This window comes from Campylobacter sp. BCW_6468 (assembly GCF_001762865.1).
Lineage (GTDB): Bacteria > Campylobacterota > Campylobacteria > Campylobacterales > Campylobacteraceae > Campylobacter_D > Campylobacter_D jejuni.
On the sequence record NZ_MJXQ01000030.1, the window covers coordinates 268,383 to 293,202 of the forward strand.

The 24,820-nt window shown below is 34.5% G+C and carries 19 protein-coding genes, 2 tRNA genes, 3 rRNA genes, 2 pseudogenes and 1 riboswitch; of the genes and pseudogenes, 7 read left to right on the forward strand and 19 right to left on the reverse strand.

Annotated features, from left to right (window positions below; translation table 11 throughout):
- Nucleotides 1-44 precede the first annotated feature (44 nt).
- Nucleotides 45-149, reverse strand: a riboswitch (TPP riboswitch).
- Between the two features lie 13 nt (nt 150-162).
- Entirely contained in the window at nt 163-933 is a 771-nt protein-coding gene (locus AJ889_RS04175; RefSeq protein ID WP_002859015.1) for a 3'-5' exonuclease, read from the reverse strand.
- On the reverse strand, nt 930-1,577 hold the full coding sequence (gene rpe / locus AJ889_RS04180; protein WP_002859889.1) for a ribulose-phosphate 3-epimerase: 648 nt from the start codon (nt 1,575-1,577) through the stop codon (nt 930-932). The genes AJ889_RS04175 and rpe overlap by 4 nt, the downstream gene beginning before the upstream one ends.
- A gap of 139 nt (nt 1,578-1,716) precedes the next feature.
- On the opposite strand from rpe, the gene rpmB reads away from it, so the two are divergent.
- The 4 genes and pseudogenes from rpmB to AJ889_RS09920 all read left to right on the forward strand — a co-directional run bounded on the left by rpmB (nt 1,717) and on the right by AJ889_RS09920 (nt 3,418).
- Entirely contained in the window at nt 1,717-1,911 is a 195-nt protein-coding gene (gene rpmB, locus AJ889_RS04185) for a 50S ribosomal protein L28 (RefSeq protein ID WP_002854974.1), read from the forward strand.
- 184 nt (nt 1,912-2,095) lie between these two features.
- Nucleotides 2,096-2,311: a YdcH family protein gene (locus AJ889_RS04190; RefSeq protein WP_002855201.1), complete on the forward strand. Its 216-nt coding sequence runs from the start codon at nt 2,096-2,098 to the stop codon at nt 2,309-2,311.
- A gap of 420 nt (nt 2,312-2,731) precedes the next feature.
- Nucleotides 2,732-2,980: pseudogene (locus AJ889_RS09915) on the forward strand (methyl-accepting chemotaxis protein); the annotation flags it as partial.
- Between the two features lie 3 nt (nt 2,981-2,983).
- Nucleotides 2,984-3,418, forward strand: coding sequence for a CZB domain-containing protein (locus AJ889_RS09920; RefSeq protein WP_370651196.1), 435 nt, complete (start codon nt 2,984-2,986; stop codon nt 3,416-3,418).
- A gap of 31 nt (nt 3,419-3,449) precedes the next feature.
- Here the strand turns inward: AJ889_RS09920 and AJ889_RS04200 are convergent, their stop codons facing one another.
- The 5 genes and pseudogenes from AJ889_RS04200 to acpP all read right to left on the reverse strand — a co-directional run bounded on the left by AJ889_RS04200 (nt 3,450) and on the right by acpP (nt 8,748).
- Nucleotides 3,450-4,046 carry an NUDIX domain-containing protein gene (locus tag AJ889_RS04200; protein ID WP_002855131.1) on the reverse strand — a complete coding sequence of 199 codons (597 nt, stop codon included), beginning with the start codon at nt 4,044-4,046 and terminating at the stop codon, nt 3,450-3,452.
- A gap of 82 nt (nt 4,047-4,128) precedes the next feature.
- Nucleotides 4,129-6,200 (reverse strand): annotated as a pseudogene (locus tag AJ889_RS04205) (TonB-dependent receptor domain-containing protein).
- Nucleotides 6,201-6,333: 133 nt separating this feature from the next.
- Entirely contained in the window at nt 6,334-7,272 is a 939-nt protein-coding gene (locus tag AJ889_RS04210) for an acetyl-CoA carboxylase carboxyltransferase subunit alpha (RefSeq protein ID WP_002859886.1), read from the reverse strand.
- A 1-nt stretch (nt 7,273) separates the two neighbouring features.
- Nucleotides 7,274-8,488: a beta-ketoacyl-ACP synthase II gene (locus tag AJ889_RS04215; RefSeq protein ID WP_002873547.1), complete on the reverse strand. Its 1,215-nt coding sequence runs from the start codon at nt 8,486-8,488 to the stop codon at nt 7,274-7,276.
- 26 nt (nt 8,489-8,514) lie between these two features.
- Nucleotides 8,515-8,748, reverse strand: a complete 234-nt coding sequence (acpP, locus tag AJ889_RS04220; protein WP_002854831.1) for an acyl carrier protein — start codon at nt 8,746-8,748, stop codon at nt 8,515-8,517.
- 109 nt (nt 8,749-8,857) lie between these two features.
- Here acpP and tenA point away from each other — a divergent pair, with 109 nt between their 5' ends.
- Nucleotides 8,858-9,526 carry a thiaminase II gene (tenA, locus tag AJ889_RS04225; RefSeq protein ID WP_002859884.1) on the forward strand — a complete coding sequence of 223 codons (669 nt, stop codon included), beginning with the start codon at nt 8,858-8,860 and terminating at the stop codon, nt 9,524-9,526.
- A 23-nt stretch (nt 9,527-9,549) separates the two neighbouring features.
- On the opposite strand, the gene sdhE is transcribed toward tenA, so the two are convergent.
- From sdhE to gpmI, 7 genes are all read right to left on the reverse strand, one after another.
- Nucleotides 9,550-10,407 (reverse strand): 8-methylmenaquinol:fumarate reductase membrane anchor subunit, encoded by an 858-nt coding sequence (gene sdhE / locus AJ889_RS04230; protein WP_032584732.1) that lies wholly within the window; start codon nt 10,405-10,407, stop codon nt 9,550-9,552.
- A gap of 3 nt (nt 10,408-10,410) precedes the next feature.
- A complete protein-coding gene (sdhB, locus tag AJ889_RS04235) occupies nt 10,411-11,376 on the reverse strand; it encodes an 8-methylmenaquinol:fumarate reductase iron-sulfur subunit (RefSeq protein WP_002859008.1) in 966 nt (321 codons plus the stop codon).
- On the reverse strand, nt 11,373-13,208 hold the full coding sequence (gene sdhA / locus AJ889_RS04240; RefSeq protein WP_070293272.1) for an 8-methylmenaquinol:fumarate reductase flavoprotein subunit: 1,836 nt from the start codon (nt 13,206-13,208) through the stop codon (nt 11,373-11,375). Before sdhA ends, sdhB begins: the two co-directional genes overlap by 4 nt.
- 339 nt (nt 13,209-13,547) lie before the next feature.
- Entirely contained in the window at nt 13,548-13,958 is a 411-nt protein-coding gene (locus AJ889_RS04245) for a pyridoxamine 5'-phosphate oxidase family protein (protein ID WP_074484746.1), read from the reverse strand.
- A gap of 6 nt (nt 13,959-13,964) precedes the next feature.
- On the reverse strand, nt 13,965-14,708 hold the full coding sequence (fabG, locus tag AJ889_RS04250; RefSeq protein ID WP_002859879.1) for a 3-oxoacyl-ACP reductase FabG: 744 nt from the start codon (nt 14,706-14,708) through the stop codon (nt 13,965-13,967).
- Nucleotides 14,698-14,796 carry a hypothetical protein gene (locus tag AJ889_RS09860; protein WP_002869268.1) on the reverse strand — a complete coding sequence of 33 codons (99 nt, stop codon included), beginning with the start codon at nt 14,794-14,796 and terminating at the stop codon, nt 14,698-14,700. Before AJ889_RS09860 ends, fabG begins: the two co-directional genes overlap by 11 nt.
- Entirely contained in the window at nt 14,780-16,258 is a 1,479-nt protein-coding gene (gene gpmI, locus AJ889_RS04260; RefSeq protein WP_002909558.1) for a 2,3-bisphosphoglycerate-independent phosphoglycerate mutase, read from the reverse strand. The genes AJ889_RS09860 and gpmI overlap by 17 nt, the downstream gene beginning before the upstream one ends.
- 79 nt (nt 16,259-16,337) lie before the next feature.
- Between gpmI and mraY the strand changes: the two genes are divergently transcribed.
- Nucleotides 16,338-17,399 carry a phospho-N-acetylmuramoyl-pentapeptide-transferase gene (gene mraY / locus AJ889_RS04265; protein WP_002859004.1) on the forward strand — a complete coding sequence of 354 codons (1,062 nt, stop codon included), beginning with the start codon at nt 16,338-16,340 and terminating at the stop codon, nt 17,397-17,399.
- Entirely contained in the window at nt 17,399-18,607 is a 1,209-nt protein-coding gene (gene murD, locus AJ889_RS04270) for a UDP-N-acetylmuramoyl-L-alanine--D-glutamate ligase (protein ID WP_002859003.1), read from the forward strand. The genes mraY and murD overlap by 1 nt, the downstream gene beginning before the upstream one ends.
- Before the next feature lie 195 nt (nt 18,608-18,802).
- Here murD and rrf read toward each other — a convergent pair.
- The 5 genes from rrf to AJ889_RS04295 all read right to left on the reverse strand — a co-directional run bounded on the left by rrf (nt 18,803) and on the right by AJ889_RS04295 (nt 24,371).
- Nucleotides 18,803-18,919 (reverse strand): 5S ribosomal RNA (gene rrf / locus AJ889_RS04275).
- Nucleotides 18,920-19,154: 235 nt separating this feature from the next.
- Nucleotides 19,155-22,061: ribosomal RNA gene (locus AJ889_RS04280) — 23S ribosomal RNA — on the reverse strand.
- 534 nt (nt 22,062-22,595) lie between these two features.
- Nucleotides 22,596-22,672 (reverse strand) — tRNA-Ile (locus tag AJ889_RS04285).
- An 8-nt stretch (nt 22,673-22,680) separates the two neighbouring features.
- Nucleotides 22,681-22,756 (reverse strand) — tRNA-Ala (locus AJ889_RS04290).
- A gap of 102 nt (nt 22,757-22,858) precedes the next feature.
- Nucleotides 22,859-24,371: ribosomal RNA gene (locus tag AJ889_RS04295) — 16S ribosomal RNA — on the reverse strand.
- The 16S, 23S and 5S rRNA genes sit together here with 2 tRNA genes alongside, the layout of an rRNA operon.
- Nucleotides 24,372-24,820: the final 449 nt, after the last annotated feature.

Genomic DNA, 24,820 nt, shown 5'->3' on the forward strand with positions numbered 1-24,820 from the left:
TAAAAAATTTGGATAAATGAAGGGTGAGTATAAATTTTTAAAGTATTGAAATTTATAAATCTTCCCGACGCTGGCATTATCCAGATCCGGTTCGGTCTAAGCTTTTAGCTTACTCTCAGCCTGTTACACAAGCTCCCGTCATTTATGTCTTAATTATACTCTTTAAATATTTATTTTTGCTTTATGCGTGGCAGTCTTTGTAAAATTTATAAGTTCTTCTGTAGTTTTTATATGATAGGGAAGTTTTCCAAGGCAATATTTAAAAATTTCAGCAGCTGCCAAAGCATCGTCTAAAGCCCTATGATGCGTATTTTCCACGCCCAGAAATTCTTTCAAAACCTCTAGTTTATATTTTGGACTTTCTATACAACATTGTGCAAATTCTATAGTACAAATACGACGATTAAGTAAAATGCCAAAACCACACTCATTTAAAGCCTTAGAAATAAAACTATAATCAAAACGCACATTATGTGCTACAAAAATACTGTCTTTTAAAAAAAGCCTAAAATCACTTAAAACCTTTGTTAAACTTGGAGCATTTTCCACCATCTCATAAGTAATACCCGTAAGTTCGGTTATATTTTCTGGAATTTCTTTTACTTTAACAAAACTTTGAAAGCGTCCAATTTCTTTAGAATTTTGAATTTTTACTGCTCCAATTTCTAAAATTTCCCCCTTACTTACACTGCCAGTACTTTCTATATCTACTATACAAAAAATTTCATCTTTAATTTTTGTTGTGCGTGTTTTAAGGATAAAAATATTATCTTTATTCAAAGTTAAGCCCAAACCCAAAAGCTCAAAAGTTTCCAAATCTAAATCAAAATTTTTTAATTCTTCAACTTTGGCAAACTCTTGCATCACCCAATCATAAGGCTTGCTTTGCTTGTTTAATATAGAAATAATCTGATCAATTTGCTGTAAACTCAAAATTCAAGCTTTAAAGATGAAATTGCAGTTTTATAATCATTGGAAGAAAAAATATAACTTCCAGCCACCAAAATATCAGCTCCGGATTCCTCTAAATCGCTAGCATTTAAACCATTAACACCACCATCAACCTCTATAAAAACTTTAGCATTTTTTTTATCAATCATTTGGCGTAATTCTTTGATTTTTTCATGTACCAAAGGTAAAAATTTTTGTCCACCAAATCCAGGATTAACACTCATTAAAAGCACCATATCTACAAATTCTAGCATGTGTTTAATAGAATCAATAGGAGTATGTGGATTTAAAACAATAGCAGGATGGATTCCTTGACTTCTTATATATTCACAAAGCCTTATAGGATGAACTTCGCTTTCCATATGAAAAGAAATGAATTTTGGTTTCAAAGGGATAAAAAGATCTATAAATTTACTTACATCTTTAACCATTAAATGCACATCTAATGGCAACTTACTAATAGTTGAAATTTTTTCGATCACGCAAGGTCCGAAAGTCAAATTTGGAACAAAGTGTCCGTCCATTACATCAATATGCAAAAGATCTGCACCTGCAGCTTCAATAGCTTTAACTTCTTCTTCTAATTTCAAAAAATTTGCAGACAATAAACTTGGAGCTACATACATGATCAAAACCTTAAACTATATATAAATGTGATAAATAATATTTTATCGACTTATATATTAAAAAAACTATAAATTATGGAATATTTTAAGCTTAATTTTGATAGAATCTTCATTTAAAAATTTTCATAAGGACAAGAAAATGGCAAGAGTATGTCAAATCACAGGCAAGGGTCCAATGGTGGGTAATAATGTCAGCCATGCTAACAATAAAACAAAAAGACGCTTTTTACCTAATCTCAGAACAGTTCGTGTAACTTTAGAAGATGGCACCACGAGAAAAATGAGAATCGCAGCTTCTACTCTGAGAACTCTAAAAAAACAAAATTCTAAATAATTTTGAGGATTTATTCCTCAATTTTAAAATTTCCAATTTAAAAATAAACTTTAATAAATCACTTATATAACACACATTTAAAAATTATTATTAATTTTATTATTTTTTAAGCCAAAAATATCTTTTAATAGTGTAAAATACCTTGTTAAATGAATTTTAAATTTCACTAATACAAGGAGAGTTTATGCTACATGAATATAGAGAATTAATGTCAGAGCTAAAAGGTAAAGATGCTCATTTTGATAAACTATTTGATCGTCATAATGAACTTGATGACATGATTAAAGATGCAGAAGAAGGTAGAACTTCTCTTAGCAGCATGGAAATTTCAACTTTAAAAAAAGAAAAGCTTCATGTAAAAGATGAACTTAGCCAATATCTAGCAAATTATAAAAAATAAGGCAAAACAATGTTTGGAAGTAAAATAAACCATTCTGATCTTCAAAAACTTGAAGAAGAAAATAAAAATCTTACACATAAAATTGAAAAATTTCAATCGGAAAATTTAGAATTAAAAAATAAAATTACATCATTAGAACAAGCGGCTTTAGAGTCTAAACTTAAAACAGATCTTTTAAATGTTTTATTAACTGGGGTTTTAAAAAATATTACTATTATTCAAGGCGATATGTTAGAAAATGTAAATAAGGCAGAAGTTATCTCTAGCTATTCTAAAACTTCTCTTGCTGAAATGGATGAACTTAACCATATTGCTAATTCTATCAATGCCTCTTTGGGAAATATTACAGAATCAGCCAATAAAACAAGAGATGTTGCAGGAACATTGCATAGAAGTGTAGATGAAATTACTAATGTAATTAATCTAATTAAAGATGTTTCCGATCAAACCAATCTTTTAGCTCTTAACGCTGCCATAGAAGCTGCACGCGCAGGTGAACATGGGCGTGGTTTTGCTGTTGTTGCCGATGAAGTAAGAAAACTAGCTGAAAAAACACAAAAAGCAACCACAGAAGTTGAAATGAATATCAACCTTCTAAAGCAAAATGCAAATGAAATGTATACTCAAAGTGAGCAAGTTGAAAAAATTTCTATAGATTCTAATGCTCATATTATGAGTTTTTCCGAAAAATTTACTCACTTAGTAAATGAAGCGCATTCTACTAATTCAAATGCAGTTGGTATCGCTTCAGAAGCTTTCGTATCTTTAGCAAAACTAGATCATATAGCTTTTAAATTAAATGGTTATAAAGAAATTTTTTCCAAATCAGGAAAGCAATTAGCCGATCATACATCTTGTCGCTTAGGAAAATGGCTTGCTAGCACAGGAAAAGAAAGATTTGGGCAAAATAAAAGCTTCTTAAAAATTAACGAGCCACATGAAAAAGTTCATGAAAATATGAATAATGCTATAACAATAGCAAATACAGAAGATATTAGCAAAGATATTACTCAACACAGCATAATTAATAAATGCGAAGTTGCTGAAAATGCATCGCTTGATCTTTTCAATGTATTTAAAGAAATGCTTGATGAGTCAGATCATTAAAATCCTAGGTTGAACCTTTTTAAGGTTTAACCTAAATAATCTTTAATTTTCCCCACTTTTCCTTTAAAAACCACATATAAGCAAAATCAAGCAAAGGCGTTCTTATCATATTTTTACATTTTTTTTCAAAATCCTGCACCTTAACATAAACAGCTTCAATCTCTTCATCATCAACTCCACCTCCAGAAGAAATTTTATCTTTTTCATCAACTTCTACGAAATAAAAGCTTTGCTTGCTTACACCTGAACCAAACCCTGTATAAAAATCTCCTATTTTTTCTAAATTTTTAGGAGCATATCCTAGTTCTTCTATACATTCTTCTTTTGCTATTTCCTCTAAAGATAATTTTTTATCCACAAGCCCAGAACAAAGCTCTATAGTATAGCCCATATCATCATCTTTTACATAATCTTTATCATGCATTTGATGATACCAAAGTGGTATACGAAATTGGCGTACAAAAATAAAACTTTCTAATTCTTTATGATACAAAAGCACTGAAACACTATCTTTAGATTCTATAAAATCCCAAGTGCAAAGCCTACCATTACTTTCATAAGCAAATCTCTTAGGCTTAATATAATTTGATTTTTCAAAAGAAAGTTCTTTTAAATTTTTAAACGCCATAATAAAACCTTTTATTTATTTTTCACATTGTACTTTATTTTTGCTTTTTTGAAAATATAAAGGTGATTAAAGCCTTAAAAAATTAAAAATCATATTTATAACTTAACCAAAAACTTCTTCCTTCTGTATAATCTTGATAGCGATTTGCATATCCAGCAGGATTAGCCCCATCCCATCTTGTAACTTGCGGATCAAAGAAATTTTTATCAAAAAGATTTTGCACTGCAAAACTTAAGCTAGATTGCTTATTGATTTTATAATTTATCCCTAAATCTACTATATAAAAAGGCTTATATTTTTGCCATGGCAGACTACCATTACCGCCACCTTTTGCTTTAGCTATAGTATCAAGTCTTGCTCGTGTTTTTATATAGGAACTAAATTTACCTCGCTCATAGTTTAATTTTAACATTGCTATATGTCTTGGTAAATTTTCTATTCTATCACCACCAAACCAATTTTTTTGACCATCTTTGTAGCGATTATCCATAAAAGTATAACTTGAATTTAGGCTAAAGCCATTGTAAGTTTTGGTATTAAATGCAAATTCTATACCTTTAGTCTGCGTTTTTCCAAGATTAATAGGACGCTTACAAACAATGCCATTGCTACAATTAATATCATTTTGCATACCTGTTAAATCTTCACTACTGATTTGATTTGTAAAATCAGTAATAAATCCTGTAATAGAATAATGTGCAAAATCAAATACCATAAAATCAACACCCAATTCATAATTTATACTTTCTTCTGGTTTTAAGTCAGGGTTTCCAAAATAAGCATTATTATTGGCATAATTATAATATCCATTTGTCAACTGCTTGGCAGCAGGAGTTTTATAGCCTTTTGAAACACCTCCTTTCAAGGCTATATTATCATTTAAGTGATAAACCAAATAAACCCTAGGCGTAAATTCAGAATCAAACAAATCGCTATAAATATAACGCAAACCTGTAGTAAAAATCAAATCATCGGTTATAAAATACTCATTTTCCCCATAAAGCGCAACCGCGGTTTGATCAAGATTTTTACCTCTTATTTGACTACCTGCGCTTGCTTGATCATTTTTAATATCTCATAATCAATCCTTGCACCAAAGGTATTTACTAAATTACCGTATTGACCTAAATTCCAAGGTAAAACAACCTTACCTTCTCCTACCCAAATTTGGCTATGCAGCTCCTTATCCTTAGTGCTACCATATTGTAAATATGAGTTAGTTGAACCAAAATCATAGTTACCATCATGATTTAAAACAATATTATCCTTAAAAAGTTGTCTTTCACTTTTAATAGCCCTACTACTTGTAGAATTCACTGAAATTTCATTAATATATCGCTCTATATCAAAATATATATTATTTTTATCATCTACTGTCCAATTAAGCCTAGAACCAAAACCTAAACTAGTAAAAGCACCTGGACTATGACTAGCAATTTGGTAATTATCAGGTCTTTGATTGTTATTATTCCAAACCGGTGTAGGCCATTTTAAATCAGAAGCTGCCTTATCATAATACTTCAACCTTGCAAAATTGATAATATATCTTCAATCAAAGGAGTTGCTACATAAGCATTAAATCCCTCAGCATTACCATAGTGATTAGAGTGCTGTTGTAAAAGAGTATTAAATTCTATATTTGCTTCGATTTTATCAGGATTTTTCTTAGTGATAATATTTATCCACACCGCCTACAGCATCACTGCCATAAAGTGTAGAAGCTGGACCACGTATAACCTCAATACGCTCTATCATAGACAAAGGTGGCAGATATCCTGACTCACTGCCGCTAAAACCATTATCATAAAACCCATTTGTAACACTTTGACGTTTTCCATCAATTAAAACTAGAGTATAAGAACTACCAAAACCTCGTATGCTAAAATCATAAGTGCCTGTTTTATTCATAGTCACATCTACACCTGGAATATCTCCTATAGCCTCTCCTATATCCTTAATTGGCTTTTTTTCAAGCTCTTCTTTTGTAATGATAGAAATACTAGCAGGCGCATCAACCAAATCTTGTTCAAAACCACTAGCACTAACCACAACATCATTAAGTTGATATTTTTCTTCTGCTTTTAACAAAGCTCCAGATAAAATTAAAAAACACAGTAAACTTTTTTTAAATTTTATATTTTTGATTTGAGTCAAATTAATTCCTTTAAAAATAATTATTTTGATATTTAAAATCATTTTTGAAGTATAAAAAAAGAATACTTTTAATTAACTTAATTTTGATAACAATTATAAATAATAAAATTATTTAAAAAAGCGAAGTAAAAGCCTAAGCCTCTTGATAGGCTCCAAGCTTTAAAATTTTCTGCATACGATTTGCAGAAAGTTCTCGTACATCAATATTTTCAAGTTCATTTAGAGATTTTTTTACATAATCAGCAATAGCTACTGCTGTAGCCTCTTTATTGCGATGTGCACCATTTGTAGGCTCATCTATAACATCATCAATTAAACCTTGAGATTTTAAATCATCAGCCGTTACCTTCATAGCCTTGGTTGCAGCTTCACTTTTTGCAGGATCATTCCAAAGTATTGCAGCACAACCTTCAGGAGAAATTACTGAAAAAACAGAATTTTTCATCATTGCAAGTTTATCTGCAACCCCTATAGCTAACGCCCCGCCACTACCGCCTTCTCCGATAACTATAGCAATGGTCGGTATTTTCAAATCACTTAATTCATATAAATTTCTAGCGATAGCTTCACTTTGTCCTCTTTCTTCAGCACCTATTCCAGGATAAGCACCTGGAGTATCTATCAAAAATAAAATAGGAATTTGAAATTTCTCTGCAAGTCTTGCTACTCTTAAGGCTTTGCGATATCCTTCAGGATGTGGCATCCCAAAATTTCTAGCGATTTTATCTTTTGTTCCACGTCCTTTTTGCTCACCAATTACAATTATTTTTTTCTCTCCTAAATAACCCATAAAACAAACAATAGCAGGATCATCTCTAAAGGCACGATCACCATGTATTTCGTGAGCGTCATTTAAAATAAGTTCAATATAGTCAAGAGCATAAGGGCGATCTGGATGACGCGCTAATTGCAAACGCTGAAAATCACTTAAATTCTTATAAGTTTTAGAAATTTCTTTTTCAAGATTTTTCTTTAAAATTGATACAGCTTCAGTATCTCCTTTAATCTGAGCATTGATAATGTCCTCGTCAATTTGCTGAATATTTTTTTCAAAATCTAAATAAGAAGCCATATTAATCTACTTTTTTAAATACAACACAGCCATTTGTGCCACCAAAACCAAAAGAATTACTCATCACCACTTTTAAATCTACTTTTCTTGATATATTTGGAATATAATCAAGATCACATTCATCATCTTTTACAAGCTGATTGATTGTAGGTGGAACTACCCCATCTCTTAAAGCCATAACACTAACAACTGCTTCAATTGCACCTGCAGCACCCAAGCAATGACCTGTTTGTCCTTTGGTGGAACTTATAAGCGGGATATTATTGCCAAAAAGCTCTTTAATTGCTGCTGTTTCATTTTTGTCATTTACAGGGGTTGAAGTTCCATGTGCATTGATATAATCTACCTTTGGATTCCCTGCCATATTTAAAGCTTTTTTCATAGCTCTTAAAGGCCCATCTAAAGTTGGTGAAGTAATATGATGCGCATCTGCACTTTCTCCAAATCCAATTAATTCAGCATAAATCGTAGCACCGCGTTTTTTAGCCTCTTCATATTCCTCAAAAACTAAAGCTCCAGCACCTTCTCCCATGACAAAACCATCTCTTTCTTTGTCAAATGGTCTTGAAGCATGCTGTGGATCTTCATTTCTAGTTGATAAAGCTTTCATTGAAGCAAAACCACCTATACCCACAGGACAAATCGCAGCTTCTGCACCTACGACTAACATCTTTTTAGCATTTCCCAAAGCTATACTTTTATAAGCTTCTCCTATAGCATGAGTTCCTGCTGCACAAGCTGTAACACAAGAAATATTTGGCCCTTTAAGTCCATGCTCTATAGAAATCAAACCTCCTAACATATTTACAAGTGCCGAAGGTATGAAAAAAGGGGAAATTTTACGCGGACCTCGCTCGGAACAAATAATGGAATTTTTTTCTATGTTAGGCAAACCTCCAATACCAGAAGCCGAAACAATGCCAAATTCTTCTTTGTCTAATTCTTCACTAAATCCAGCATCCTGCATTGCTTCTCTTGCTGCTTTAATTCCAAGTTGTATGAAACGGTCAATTTTTTTTACTTCTTTGCCATCAACAACCTCTAATGGATCAAAATTTTTAACTTCAGCTGCAATTTGAACAGGAAAGTCCGTAGCATCAAAAAGAGTAATTTTATTTACTCCGCTTTCTCCATTGCAAATTGCTTTAAATGAACTTTCTTTATCTAAACCAAGGGCATTGATCATACCAATACCTGTAACTACAACTCTTTTCAAGAATAAGCTCCTTGCAAGAAAAAAAATTATTTTTTTAAATTGTCAATATAATTTACAACATCTTCAATTTTAATTAATTTTTCAGCATCACTATCTGGAATTTCTACTTCAAATTTTTCTTCTAAAGCCATAATAAGCTCTACAACATCTAAAGAATCAGCACCTAAATCTTCAATAATTTTTGATTCCATTTTAACTGCATCTGCATCAATACTTAATTGCTCTACTACTACTGCTTTTACATCATCAAATGTTGCCATTTGTTCTCCTTCAAAAAATTAAAATAAAGCGTATTTTACTATAAAAAGCTTAAAATATTTATAGTTTTTCATTATACTTGAAAATAAAATATTAAAACATAAAGGAAAAATGATGCTTTTCTCTAATTTAATCAAAGAAAATCAAAAAATTTGGGATGCTTATCTACATCATGATTTTGTTAAAAAATTAGAAGATAAAAGCCTAAAGCAAGAAAATTTTCTTTTTTATCTCAAGCAAGATTATATTTATTTGCTTAATTACGCAAAATGCTACGCAAGGTTAGCACTTAACTCAAATACCGCAAAAGAACTTCGTTTTGCTATGAAATTTCAAAATTATATAGTTGAAGGAGAAATGGAGCTTCATCGTGCAATTTTATCTCTTGGCATTAATGCAGATGAACTCGATATAAAAGATGAAAGTTTAGTCAATATAGCCTATTCGCGTTATATGTTAAGCGTAGGTGAAAATGGAGATTTTTTAGATATGTTAGTTGCTCTTAGTGCTTGCGCTATAGGCTATGCAAAAATAGGTGCTGAAATTATAAATCGTTTAAAAAATGAAAATTTAAAAGATCATCCTTACAAGGAATGGATTTTGACCTATGGAAGTGAAAATTTTCAAAATGAAGCTAAAGAATTTGAAGATTTTGTTAATTCTTATACTTCAAGTGTTAGTGCACAAAAATTCCAAAAACTCAGCGAAATTTTTCATACTGCAACACGCTTGGAAGTGGCTTTTTGGGAGCATTCTTTAAGAATGGAATTAAATCTTTAAACATGGGCTTTTTGCCCATGTTTTTATGCAATTTTACTTGCATCAATAATATTATAATCTAAACCAACCGTTTCTTTAGAAAGTCCTAATGCAAGTCCTACTAATTGTGATAAATGAATAATAGGCAATCTTGCTTTAGAATTAGTATAATCTTGAAATCTTTCTTGATAGATATCAAGCTGCATTTGACAAAGTGGACAAGGTGTTACAACACAATCAGCTTGATTTTCACTTGCATTATTGACAATTTGACTAGACATTTTTTTCACAGATTTTTCTGCAGGATAAGAAGCATGAAAACCACAACAATCAAGGCGTTTTTCAAAAGGAACTATTTTAGCCCCTAAAACTTCTACTACACTTTCAAAACTTTTTGGATTGGTTGAACTTTCTTTTTTACCGAAAGCATCTTCAGGTCTTAAACTATGGCAACCATAAAATAAAGCTACTTTTAAATTTGAAAGCGGCTTTTTCACCTTACTTTTTAAATTATCCAAATCCTCATAAAGCTCCCACAAAAGACTTGTAATAGGCGTTGAACCTTGATATTTCATTCTACCTTGTGCTAAAAAAGTATTGATGCGTTCTTTTGCACCCTTATCAAGAGTATTTTTTGCTTTAGTTAAAGTTAGCATACAAGTACTACAAGTTGTAAGTATTGGCATTTTCATCTCTTCCGCTAAAGCAATATTTCTTGCATTAGCTACCAAAGTCGCAATAGGATCAACACACTGCGCTTGAGAAGCCCCACAACAACTCCATCCCTTAATTTCATTCAACTTCCAACCCAAAATAGGTGCAATAGCTTCAAGTGAAATTTTAGATTCTTTTGCAGCTTGAGATAAAACACAACCTGGAAAAAAAGCGTATTCTTTTTGCATATTTTACTCCTTAACAGCAGCTTCTTGTGCTGCCTTTATCATTTTAACCAAATCTTTATGCCCTTCTATTTCATTCTCGCCAAAAACATGCATAGGATTCATTTTTCCTGCGCGCATAAGTTTAAAAGCTATATCTGTTTTACCCATAGAACCTATAACACCCTCAGAACGCAAAGCAAGATAAATTTCATTCAAGCGTCCTGAACCTTCAACTAAATCTTTATAAAAAGCTTCAGCATGATCAGGCCCTAAGCCTTCATTTAAACCTTTTTTAATCGCCATCACTCTTAAATTTGCTATATCGCTTACTGAACTTATACCCTTTGGACAACGATCAGCACACTCTTGACAATGAACACAAAGCCAAAGTCCATTCATTACGCTGGGTTTTACATGCAACATAGGATCCTTACCTCGAGAGTCTGCCGCTGCACGCCAAGCATGAGTAAAAACAAAAGGTTGCATATAATCGCTACTATCTGCTTCTAATTTATTACACTCTGAAGCACAGCTACCACATAAAATACAATCCCATTGCTTGCTAATACGATCAAATTCTTCTTGACTTTGTTTACAGCCCTTTTCCGCTGAAAATTCATTTTTTGCTACCATGGCAGGACGAATTTTTCTTAAATTTTCTATAGAAGGCTCCCAATCCACAATTAAATCAGAAATTACTCTAAAATTTCCAAGCGGAGAAATGCGTATACTTAAAGGATTATCATATTCTTTTAACAAATCTTGCATTTTAGTATCACAAGCAAGATAAGAATGCCCATTCACACGAACTGCACAAGCCCCACAAATCGCAGATTGACAAGAGGCGGTAAAATTTAAAGTAATATCTTTTGTTTTTTTAATAAAAAGCAAAAGAGAGAGCAGAGTTTTTCCTTGTATATCCTTATCATCAATATCATAACTTTGTTCATATTTTTCCTTGCCATTAAAACGATCTATGATGATTTTCATTGTACTCTCCTTCCATCAAGTGAAAACTCAGTTACCACGACATCTTTATAACTAAGTTTTAATTCATCATTTTCTAAATTTACAATGCTATGTTTTAAGAAATTTTTATCATCTCGCTTTGGATAATCTTCTCTAGTATGAGCCCCACGACTTTCAAGTCTATTTCTAGCTGCTAAACAAGCACAGCGAGAAAGTAAAATCAAATTGCCAAGCTCTACATAATCTGTAAAAGCAGTATTCATCACTTCATTAGGATTTGGAATACGAATTTTTTCATATCTTGCTTGTATATCTTCTAAATTTTTTGCTAGAAGATCGAGTTTTTCTTGAGTTCTAAAAATCCCCATATTATCCCAATTTTGACTTCCTAGCTCTTCTCGCAATTCATACATTTCTTGACCATTTCCGCCATTATTTGTAATTTCTTTAAATCTAACCTGCCATTTTTGAGCAAGTTCATGAGTTTTTGCCCCTTTTCCAAAACTTGCATCTTTAGCATAATTTGTCGCACCAATACCTGCTAAATGCCCTGTTACAACTGCATCGGCTAAAGAATTTCCCCCTAGTCTATTAGCTCCATGTATAGAAATGCAAGAAGCTTCTCCACCTACATAAATTCCAGCAATTTTAGTACTCATATCTTCAAATTTAGCCACTTCAATTCCACCCATAGAATAATGCGCCGTTGGACGAATAGGTACAGGAGTATCTACTAAATCAATATTTTCAAAAAGCATTGCAGTGTGACGAATTTTTGGTAAATCTTTTAAAATTTTTTCTTTTCCTAAGTGGCGTACATCGCACAAAACATAAGCTCCAAGTCCCTCGCCATAACCTCTACCTTCACGAATTTCTGTTTCTATAGCACGCGCAACCACATCTCGCGGTGCAAGCTCCATTTTTTCATGGTAATTTTTCATAAAACGCTCACCACGATTATTTAAAAGATATCCCCCTTCACCGCGCGCCGCTTCTGTAATAAGAGTTCCACCATTTGCAACTCCTGTTGGGTGAAATTGTATCATCTCAGGATCTTCAAAACCAAGTCCTGCTCTAAGAGCAGCTGCCACACCATCTCCTGTGGCAATAAAAGGAGTTGAAGTTCTATTATAAAATATCCTTGTGTATCCCCCTGTAGCAATCACCAAAGCTTTGCATAACACAGGATAAATTCCACCGCTTTGTATATCTCTTAAAACGACACCCTCGCATTTTCCATCCACAACACCTATATCCAAAAGTTCATGATCCATTAAAAATTTCACACCACTGCTAATAGCATCATCTAAACAAGAATGCATTAAAATATGACCTGTTTTATCTGCAGAATAGTTACAGCGTTTCTTAGAAGCTCCTCCCATTAAACGCTGAGCTACTCCACCTTGCTCATTTCTTGAAAACAAGGTTCCTATAAAATCCATATTAAAAATAGCCTTTCCAGCTAATTCGCAAAATTTTAAAGCCGCGTCTTGATCTACCAAATAAGCTCCGCCTTTAATAGTATCATAAGCATGTAATTTATAGGAATCTCCATTAGAAAAATCAGTAACTCCGTTAATTCCACCCTCTGCCATACAAGTTGCGTTACGAGATGGCATCATCTTTGTAGCTACTACAACGCTTAATTTTGGATTTTCTTTTCTCACTGCGGCTGCAGCACGCAAACCTGCTCCACCTGATCCAATTACCAAAACATCGCAAGAAGGTAAATTTGTATCTTTATCCATCTTAGATGAATCATCTAAGGCATAAACCCCACTTGAACTTGCAGCTAAAGCTCCTACACTAATACAGGCTGTTTTTATAAAATCTCTTCTAGAAAATTCACTCATATCATTCTCCTTATTTAAAAAAAATTAATAATAATTTTTTAATGTAAGTCAATCTTACATAACCGCATGCCAAAAATCCAAAAACAAACTCTCCTTTCAATATAAAATGGATTAAAAACAAATTTATAATTTAGTAAATATAAAAAAGCATAAGATAAGTAATCAAAGAAGATAAATGAATATAATAAAATAAATATTAAAAAATTTTTGCAATATATCATAATCTATTCCTTGCAAATTAAACGGAATGATTATACCTTAAAAAAATAACAAAAAGTTAATATTAATTAAGATAATATTTATCTTAATTAATATATAGTTAATAAAATTATCAAATCATTAAGCCTTAAAAAGCTTAAATTCTCCATTCATAAATTGCATTCTAGCGCTTAAATGATCAAGATAAAAAACTTCAAATTTTGGATTTTGCGGAGTTTCATAAAGATTTACAAGATAAGGATATTTTTCAAACATCATTTTTTTAACTTCTAAATTTGGTTCAAAAACCGCATTAGCTCTAAGTCTTAAAAAAGTCCCATCTTTTGCACAAGAGCAAAATTCAATACCATTATAATTCTTTATATGCTTAAAAAGTCCTTTTGTATTTGCTGTGCAAAAATAAATTTTATCCCCCACAAGCAATGGACTTTGCATAGGACGCACTCTAGGATTTCCACAAGTTCCTAAAGTGGCTAAAAATGCCGGTGCATTATCATCTAAAAATTGCGCTATTTCTTTTAAATCCATCATTTTTCCTTACATATATAAACCACCATTGATCTTAAGCACATCGCCTGTCACATAAGAGGCATAATCACTAAGTAAAAACGCTACACAATTAGCCACTTCTTCAGGTTCTGCAAAGCGTTTTAAAGGGATATTGTCTTGATAGGTTTGTTTGATTTCATCACTTAAAACTTCAGTCATATCGCTTTTTATGAAACCTGGAGTCACACAGTTAAAGCGTAAATTTCTACTTGCTCCTTCTTTAGCAAAAGATTTAGTCATAGCTATCATTCCACCTTTACTAGCAGAATAATTTACTTGTCCAGCATTGCCCATTTCTCCGACAATAGAAGCGATATTTACAACAGCACCAAAACGTTTTTTACTCATGGTTTTTAAAGCTTCTCTACAACCTAAAAAAGCTGAGCTTAAATTTGTATCTACAACGCTACTAAAGTCCTCTAATTTCATTCTTAAAGCAAGTTTATCATTTGTAACGCCTGCATTATTTACAAGATAACTTAATTCTCCATCACTCTCAACTATAGTTTTTACACCGTTTTCAAACTCATCTTCTTTGCTTGCATCAAATTTAATCACAGCAGCAACGCCACCACTTGCAATAATTTCATCTTTTAAAGCATCTGCAAGTTCAGGTTTTGAACGATAATTGATCCAAACTTTAAGTCCAAAACCCGCCAAAGTTTTTGCGATAGAAGCACCTATTCCCTTGCTTGCTCCAGTAATTAAAACATTTTTTCCACTAAATTTCATTATCTATCCTTAATAAGTTTAATTTTAAAAATTGCAATCTTAACAAATTTCTTATAAAAAAGGCAAACAAACTAAAATAAAGCCTCATTCATTTCTTTTGGAATTTCTAAGTCTAAAATTTTAAGCACGCTTGCAGCGATATTGCTAAGCCCCATATTATCTTTAATCTTTGAAACTCCCTTTGCTTGCACAAAAACAAAAACATCAAAAGTGGTGTGATTGGTAAGCAAATTTCCTTTTTCATCTTGCATAGCCTCGCAATTTCCATGATCACTTGTAATGATAAAAGCATAATCATGCTTTTTTGCACATTCTATAATCTCGCCCAAACAAGTATCCACCGCTTCGACAGCCTTTATAGCAGCATTAAAATCACCTGTATGTCCAACCATATCTCCATTTGCAAAATTTACCACTATAAAATCCTCACCCTTTTCTATGCCTTTTTTCACTGCATCACACACTTCAAAAGCACTCATTTGGGGTTTTTCATCATAAGTTTTTACCTTGGGGCTTGGGATTAAAACCCTTGTTTCATTTTCTAAAAGCTCTTCTTTTCCGCCATTAAAAAAGAAAGTTACATGGGCGTATTTTTCGGTTTCTGCGGTATGAAGCTGACTAAGCCCTGCTTTAGAAATCACTTGCGCTAAAGTATTTTCAATTTTTTCTTTTTCAAAAAGCACAGGGAGTTTAAATTTATCATCATAAACACTCATAGCAAGTAAATTTTCAAAGATTTTTTCGCGTTCAAACTCTTTAAAATCCTTAGAATTTAACACTTCAACAAGTTGTTTCATTCTATCATTTCTAAAGTTGATAAAGATAATGCCATCTTCTTCTCTCATGCCCTTGTAATTCTCATTTTGAGCTGCTTTGATAAACTCATCAGTAACATTTTCATCGTAAGATTTTTGTAGGTATTCTAATAAATTTGGCACTTTATAAGCCTTACCTAACAAGCACTCATAATACTCTTTTACCCTATCCCAACGCTTATCTCTATCCATAGCATAAAAACGCCCACAAAGCGTAGCAAAATGCACGCCTAAGTTTTCACAAAATTCTTTTAAATCTTTTATGAAATTTAAGCCACTTTTTGGACTTACATCACGCCCATCAGTGATTGCGTGAGCAAAAACTTCATTGCCATTTTTCGCACAAATTTCAAGCATGGCTTTAAAATGCGTATCCATAGAATGCACCCCGCCATCACTATAAAGCCCTATAATATGCACTCTTTTACATTTTGCTAAAAGTTTTTGTAAATTCTCATTTTTTTCAAGTTCTTTGTTTTCAATGGCTTTATTAATACGCACTAAATTTTGATAAATAATACGCCCACTTCCTATACACATATGCCCTACTTCACTATTTCCCATCTGCCCTTCTGGCAAACCTACAGCTAAACCACTCGTTTTTAGTAAAGAATTTGGGACTTCCTTAAAAAGCTTTTCATAACTTGGTTTTTTAGCTGCTTCAAAAGCATTAAACTTACTATTCTTATTATACCCTATTCCATCTGTAATAATTAAAACGCATTTTTGCTTCATTTTTCTCTCTTTTATAAGAATTTTTTTGGTTAGATTTTACTAAAATTAAACTTTTAAAAACCAAAAAGAAGGCTAGGTTTTGTATTATCTTTCAGATTTAAGTCATTATGCTTTTTTTACTTATATTAGTGTGCGTGCAGGATTTGCATTTTTTATCGCTTTATGTTTGTCTTTATTTTTAATGCCTAAATTTATTACTTGGGCAAAAGCTAAAAATGCTAGTCAACCTATTTACGAATACGCCCCAGAAACTCATAAAACCAAATGCCATACTCCAACCATGGGTGGGCTTATTTTCATTAGTTCTGCAGTAATCGCAAGTTTATTTTGTATCAAATTTGATAATATTTTTGCTATAAGTGCTTTACTTTGTTTGATACTTTTTTGTTTGATAGGTCTCATAGATGATTTAGGCAAAGTTCTAAAAAAAGATAATCATTCAGGACTTAGTCCAAGAATGAAGCTTTTAGCACAAATCATCGCTGGACTTATTTGCATCTTACCTTTATATTTTAGTTCAGAGCTTAGCACGGAACTTTTTATACCTTTTTACAAACACCCTCTTTTTGATATGGAAATTTTTGCCATTGCTTTTTGGATTTTGGTTTTAATTTCTAGCTCTAATGCTGTAAATTTAACCGATGGACTTGATGGCTTAGCTACAGTTCCAAGTATTTTTTCTTTATCTACTTTAGGGATATTCTTATATTTGAGCGGAAATTTAAATTATAGTGAATATTTACTTTTGCCAAAAATTCAAGGACTTGGTGAAGTAGTGATTATTTGTGCTGCATTAATCGGTGCTTTAATGGGATTTTTATGGTACAACTGTTATCCTGCGCAGGTTTTTATGGGGGATAGCGGGAGTTTAGCTTTAGGTGGATTCATAGGATTTTTAGCTATCATTAGCAAAAATGAAATTTTACTTTTACTCATAGGTTTTGTTTTTGTTCTTGAAACTGTTTCTGTAATTTTACAAGTTGGAAGTTTTAAAATTTTTAATAAAAGAGTATTTAAAATGGCACCTATTCATCATCATTTTGAAAAAGTTGGCTGGGTAGAAAATAAAATTATAGTGCGTTTTTGGATGATAGCCTTACTTTCAAATTTACTTGCACTTGCATCAATAAAGCTAAGATAATGAAAATTTCACTTTTTGGATACGGAAAAACCACATGTTCTATTGCTGAAAATTTAGTAGATAAGTTTGGGCCTTTTGATATCTATGATGATCATTTTACAGAAACAAAAAAAGATACACTAGGAAATTTACTTTTAAATCCTAATGATTTTGATGATAATTTAAGCGATATTGAAATTCCTAGTCCAGGTTTTCCACCAAAGCACAAACTCATTCAAAAAGCAAAAAATTTACAAAGCGAATATGACTTTTTTTATGATATCATGCCAAAATCCGTTTGGATAAGCGGAACCAATGGCAAAACCACCACCACACAAATGGCTACACATTTATTATCACACATTGGTGCTGTTATGGGTGGAAATGTTGGAACTCCTTTAGCAGAGCTTAATCCTTATGCAAAACTTTGGATACTTGAAACTTCATCTTTTACCCTACACTACACTCATAAAGCTAAACCTGAAATTTATGCACTTTTACCTATAAGTCCTGATCATCTTTCTTGGCATGGAAGTTTTGATAATTATGTTCAAGATAAGCTAAGCGTTTTAAAAAGAATGAATGAATGTGATGTAGTAATACTGCCTAAAATTTATGCAAATACTCCAACAAAAGCTCATAAAATAAGCTATGAAGATGAAAAAGATCTAGCTGTTAAATTTGGCATTGATACGGAAAAAATTTCCTTTAAAAGTCCTTTTTTACTCGATGCTATCATGGCTTTAACTATAGAAAAAATTCTACTTGATACTTTAAGCTATGAGCTTTTAAATAGCTTTGTAATGGAAAAAAATAAACTCGAAGAGATTAAAGACAGTCAAAATAGACTTTGGGTAAATGACACTAAAGCCACAAATGAAAGTGCAGTAATGGCTGCGCTTAGTCGCTATAAAGATAAAAAAATCCATCTTATCATAGGGGGAGATGATAAGGGTGTAGATCTTAGCAATTTATTTGATTTTATGAAAGGATTTGATATAGAACTCTATGCTATAGGTATTAGTACCGAAAAAATGCTTGATTATGCAAAAAAAGCGAATTTGAAAGCCTATAAATGTGAAGTTTTATCTAAAGCTGTAAATGAAATTTCAAATCACTTAAGAGTCAATGAAGTAGCTCTTTTAAGTCCCGCTTGTGCAAGTTTAGATCAGTTCAACTCTTACGCAGAGCGTGGAAAAGTCTTTAAAGAATGTGTGAATAAAATTTAATTTATTTTACTTTTCATAGAAAATTTTAAATTTTATCCTTCTAGTATTTTCAAACCCCTAAAAACACCCTATTCTCTCTAAAAACCCTAACCAGCAGCAAACTCTTTTTTAAACACGATTCTAAGTATCATCTAAAACAACAATAAAAATAAACATAGGATTTATATATAAAGTAAGTAATGAAGACATTTAACAAGTCCGCAATGAGCTACTTTCCCCCTGCCAGTAAGGCGTAGTATCATCACCCACGATGTGCTTAGCTTCTTGGTTCGGGATGGAGCAAGGCGTTTCCACATCTGTATAATCACGGACATTGTTATTTAAATATTCTTTGAAAAATTGAATTTAAGAATAAAACTTAATCTTTTATTCTCTTTCTTCTTTTCTTATCTTTTATCTTTGATAAGTTTTTATATAGAATACTTAAAAAACAATGTTAAGAGCAAGTTCTAATACAAACTTTACTTGAAAGATTTCTATTAAACTCTAAATATTATCTATATTCAAAGTCTTCTTAAAAACCTTAACAAGGAAGTGATGCTTTATTAAAGATAAGCCAAACGCTCTATTAGTACTGGTCAGCTAAAGGACTTTCATCCATTACACACCCAGCCTATCAAACTAGTAGTCTTCTAGAGAGCTTAGAGAAGATTCATCTTAGAGTTGGCTTCACGCTTAGATGCTTTCAGCGTTTATCCTTTCCAAACTTAGCTACGCTGCGATGCTCTTGGCAGAACAACAGCTACACCAGTGGTTTGTTCAACCCGGTCCTCTCGTACTAGGGTCAAATCTCTTCAATCTTCTTACGCCCACGGCAGATAGGGACCGAACTGTCTCACGACGTTCTGAACCCAGCTCGCGTACCGCTTTAAATGGCGAACAGCCATACCCTTGGGACCTGCTCCAGCCCCAGGATGCGATGAGCCGACATCGAGGTGCCAAACCTCCCCGTCGATGTGAGCTCTTGGGGGAGATCAGCCTGTTATCCCCGGGGTACCTTTTATCCTTTGAGCGATGGCCCTTCCACACAGAACCACCGGATCACTAAGACCGACTTTCGTCTCTGCTTGACTTGTATGTCTTGCAGTTAAGCTGGCTTATACCTTTATACTCTACGAACGATTTCCAACCGTTCTGAGCCAACCTTTGTAAGCCTCCGTTATTATTTGGGAGGCGACCGCCCCAGTCAAACTACCCACCAGACATTGTCCCACTTGAGGATAACTCAAGCTGGTTAGCTACCCAAATAAGAAAGAGTGGTATCTCAACAATGGCTCATATACAACTGGCGTCATATACTCAAAGCCTCCCACCTATCCTGCACATTCTTATCCAAGTAGCAGTGTCAAGCTGTAGTAAAGGTCCACGGGGTCTTTCCGTCTTGCCGCGGGTAGGAGGAATTTTCACCTCCACTACAATTTCACTGGATCCCTCTTTGAGACAGCTCCCATCTCGTTACGCCATTCATGCAGGTCGGTATTTAACCGACAAGGAATTTCGCTACCTTAGGACCGTTATAGTTACGGCCGCCGTTTACTCGGGCTTCGATCAAGAGCTTCGCTAATGCTAACCCCATCAATTAACCTTCGAGCACCGGGCAGGCGTCACACCCTATACATCCTCTTACGAGTTAGCAGAGTGCTGTGTTTTTGGTAAACAGTCGGGAGGGACTCTTTGTTGTAAGTTTCCTTGCTTTCGGAGTAAATCCTAATACAAAGCTAACCACACCTTATACCGAAGATACGGTGCTATTTTGCAGAGTTCCTTAAAGAGAGTTCTTCCACGCGCCTTAGAATACTCATCCCACCCACCTGTGTCGGTTTACGGTACGGGCAACATTAGCTAAACTTAGAAACTTTTCTTGGCTCGACGGCATCAGGGGTTCTTCTATCCATCCGAAGACTTCAAAAAGCCTTTCAGTTCTCGGAGTATTGTTATACGGATTTGCCTGTACAACCTCCTACGACCTTAGACTAGCACTTCCATCCGCTAGCCCCCTTAGCCCTAAGCGTCCTTCCATCGCACACTAATGTTGGTATTGGAATATTAACCAATTTGCCATCGTCTACCCCTTTCGGACTCGACTTAGGACCCGACTAACCCTACGATGACGAGCATCGCGTAGGAAACCTTGGGTTTACGGCGTTAATGATTCTCACATTAATTATCGCTACTCATGCCTGCATGCTCACTTCTATTCGCTCCAGCACTCCTTACCGGTATACCTTCGACGCAAATAGAACGCTCTCCTACCACTTAGTAAACTAAGTCTACAGCTTCGGTACTTACTTTAGCCCCGTTATATTTTCCGCGCAAAATCACTAGACCAGTGAGCTATTACGCTTTCTTTAAAGGATGGCTGCTTCTAAGCCAACCTCCTGGTTGTTTAAGTAACTTCACATCGTTTTCCACTTAAGTAAGATTTAGGGACCTTAGCTGGTAGTCTGGGTTGTTTCCCTCTTGACGACGGATTTTATCACTCGCCGCCTGACTGCTGTGATTACATATAAGGTATTCGGAGTTTGATAGGGTTTGGTACATTGGTGTATGCCCTAGCCCATTCAGTGCTCTACCCCCTTATATTACGACACAACGCTATACCTAAATATATTTCGGAGAGAACCAGCTATCACGAAGTTTGATTGGCCTTTCACCCCTATCCACAAGTCATCCCGGGGCTTTTCAACGCCTATGGGTTCAGTCCTCCACTAGTTCTTACACTAGCTTCAACTTGCTCATGGATAGATCACTTCGTTTCGGGTCTGCAGCATCTGACTAAGCGCCCTATTCAGACTCGCTTTCGCTACGGCTTCGCGTTTGCTTAACCTTGCCAGACACCACAACTCGCAGGCTCATTATGCAAAAGGCAGTCCATCACCCTGTATTGCTACATAGGGCTCTGAATGATTGTAAGCAAATGGTTTCAGGTTCTATTTCACTCTGATCACCTCAGTTCTTTTCACCTTTCCCTCACGGTACTTGTGCACTATCGATCTGGTATTAGTATTTAGGGTTGGATCGTGGTCGACCCGGATTCAGACAGGATTCCTCGTGTCCCGCCCTACTCAGGATACTGCTAGCTAAGGTTTGTTTTTCGCATACGGGACTATCACCCTCTATGGTTATACTTTCCAGAATGTTCTGCTAAACTTACCTCTTGCACATTGCAGTCCTACAACCCCCAGTGCAAGCACTGGGTTTGCCCTCTTGCGCTTTCGCTCGCCGCTACTGACGCAATCTCTATTGATTTCTTTTCCTGAGGGTACTAAGATGTTTCAATTCCCCTCGTTCGCTCCTATATAGGTAATGTATATCTCTATACATTGGGTTGCCCCATTCGGAAATCTACGGATCAAAGCTTCTTGACAGCTCCCCGTAGCTTATCGCAGTCTAGTACGTCCTTCATCGCCTTTACCAGTCAAGGCATCCACCATTCGCTCTTAGTAGCTTACCTTTTTTACCTTTTATTATTGATTCTAAAACGCATCACTTCCTTGTTAAAGTTTTTATGATAAGACTTCTTTATCTTAAGACGGAAAGCATTCAAACACTTAATATAAAACTAAATGATTTAGTCTCAACTAAGCAGTGAGTTTGAAACTTGTCTTTAATTTATAATCCTTAAATCTAATATTCTCTTTATTCATAGAAGAGAAGACAGCTAAAAGTAAGTTAAACTAAAGAAAAGATAAATAGGTTTTATCCTTTAACAAGTCCTGTAAAATTGTTTTTATTAAAACTTGCTTGTGACTCTTAACAATGATAATTAAAAAGAACATTTAGGTTTAAAACCTAAAGGAAGTATATATATTAACATAATCATTATAAATATAAATGCATAATGTATATGCTACTTATATCTATTAAAGTATATTCTTTTATAGTTAAAGATAAAAAATAAATCTAAGTATAGAGTTTATATTTTATATTTAATCTATTTTATATACTTGCTTTAGATTTTAAAGCTTCTTTATTCAAATCTTTTTTATGGTGGGCCTAACAAGACTTGAACTTGTGACCTCACCCTTATCAGGGGTGCACTCTAACCAGCTGAGCTATAGGCCCTTAATAAATGGTGGAGAATAGCGGGATCGAACCGCTGACCTCCTGCGTGCAAAGCAGGCGCTCTCCCAGCTGAGCTAATTCCCCATAAACAATTAGCTTTATCATCAATCTTTGAAATCTAAACAAGAATCAATTGAGTTTATATATTGAAGTAATAGTTGTGAGACTTATTACTTTGTACTCTAGAAAGGAGGTGATCCAACCGCAGGTTCTCCTACGGTTACCTTGTTACGACTTCACCCCAGTCGCTGATTCCACTGTGGACGGTAACTAGTTTAGTATTCCGGCTTCGAGTGAAATCAACTCCCATGGTGTGACGGGCGGTGAGTACAAGACCCGGGAACGTATTCACCGTAGCATGGCTGATCTACGATTACTAGCGATTCCGGCTTCATGCTCTCGAGTTGCAGAGAACAATCCGAACTGGGACATATTTTATAGATTTGCTCCACCTCGCGGTATTGCGTCTCATTGTATATGCCATTGTAGCACGTGTGTCGCCCTGGGCATAAGGGCCATGATGACTTGACGTCGTCCACACCTTCCTCCTCCTTACGAAGGCAGTCTATTTAGAGTGCTCGGCCGAACCGTTAGCAACTAAATACGTGGGTTGCGCTCGTTGCGGGACTTAACCCAACATCTCACGACACGAGCTGACGACAGCCGTGCAGCACCTGTCTCTAAGTTCTAGCAAGCTAGCACCCTCTTATCTCTAAAAGGTTCTTAGGATATCAAGCCCAGGTAAGGTTCTTCGCGTATCTTCGAATTAAACCACATGCTCCACCGCTTGTGCGGGTCCCCGTCTATTCCTTTGAGTTTTAATCTTGCGACCGTACTCCCCAGGCGGTACACTTAATGCGTTAGCTGCATTACTGAGATGACTAGCACCCCAACAACTAGTGTACATCGTTTAGGGCGTGGACTACCAGGGTATCTAATCCTGTTTGCTCCCCACGCTTTCGCGCCTTAGCGTCAGTTGAGTTCCAGCAGATCGCCTTCGCAATGGGTATTCTTGGTGATATCTACGGATTTTACCCCTACACCACCAATTCCATCTGCCTCTCCCTCACTCTAGACTATCAGTTTCCCAAGCAGTTTAATGGTTAAGCCATTAGATTTCACAAGAGACTTGATAATCCGCCTACGCGCCCTTTACGCCCAGTGATTCCGAGTAACGCTTGCACCCTCCGTATTACCGCGGCTGCTGGCACGGAGTTAGCCGGTGCTTATTCCTTAGGTACCGTCAGAATTCTTCCCTAAGAAAAGGAGTTTACGCTCCGAAAAGTGTCATCCTCCACGCGGCGTTGCTGCGTCAGGGTTTCCCCCATTGCGCAATATTCCCTACTGCTGCCTCCCGTAGGAGTCTGGACCGTGTCTCAGTTCCAGTGTGACTGATCATCCTCTCAGACCAGTTAAGCGTCATAGCCTTGGTAAGCCATTACCTTACCAACTAGCTGATACTATATAGTCTCATCCTACACCGAAAAACTTTCCCTACTCAACTTGTGTTAAGCAGGAGTATAGAGTATTAGCAGTCGTTTCCAACTGTTGTCCTCTTGTGTAGGGCAGATTAACTATACCTTACTCACCCGTGCGCCACTAATCCACTTCTAGCAAGCTAGAAGCTTCATCGTTCGACTTGCATGTATTAGGCACGCCGCCAGCGTTCACTCTGAGCCAGGATCAAACTCTCCATAAAAATTATAGATAGTTTAATCTTTTTCTTCAAAGAAAAAGTTATGAAAGATTAAAAGAAAAACTTTTAATCTTTTTAATTATTAGATTGAATAGATTTTACATAATTACTTATGCCTAAATCTTTCTGGCTCAATCGATCACTTATTTAGATTTCAAAGATTGACTAATAAGATTTGAATAACAATACTAAGTTAAAAGAACAAAACAAAAAATCATTTTTAAAAGAAAAGTTTTTAAATTAAAAAACAAGATTTATAAAAAAGCTTTTAGTTTATAAGACAAAAACCAAAAGAGTTAATTTATAAAATCTACTAAGCTAGTGAAACTTTATAATTTAAAAGATTTTAAGTCCTTTTTTCAAAAAAAGGAAATGAAAGTATAACCAATTAAACTTAAAAGGGGATTAAACAAAGGATTAAATAGTATAAATATTTGTGTAAGTATTTATAT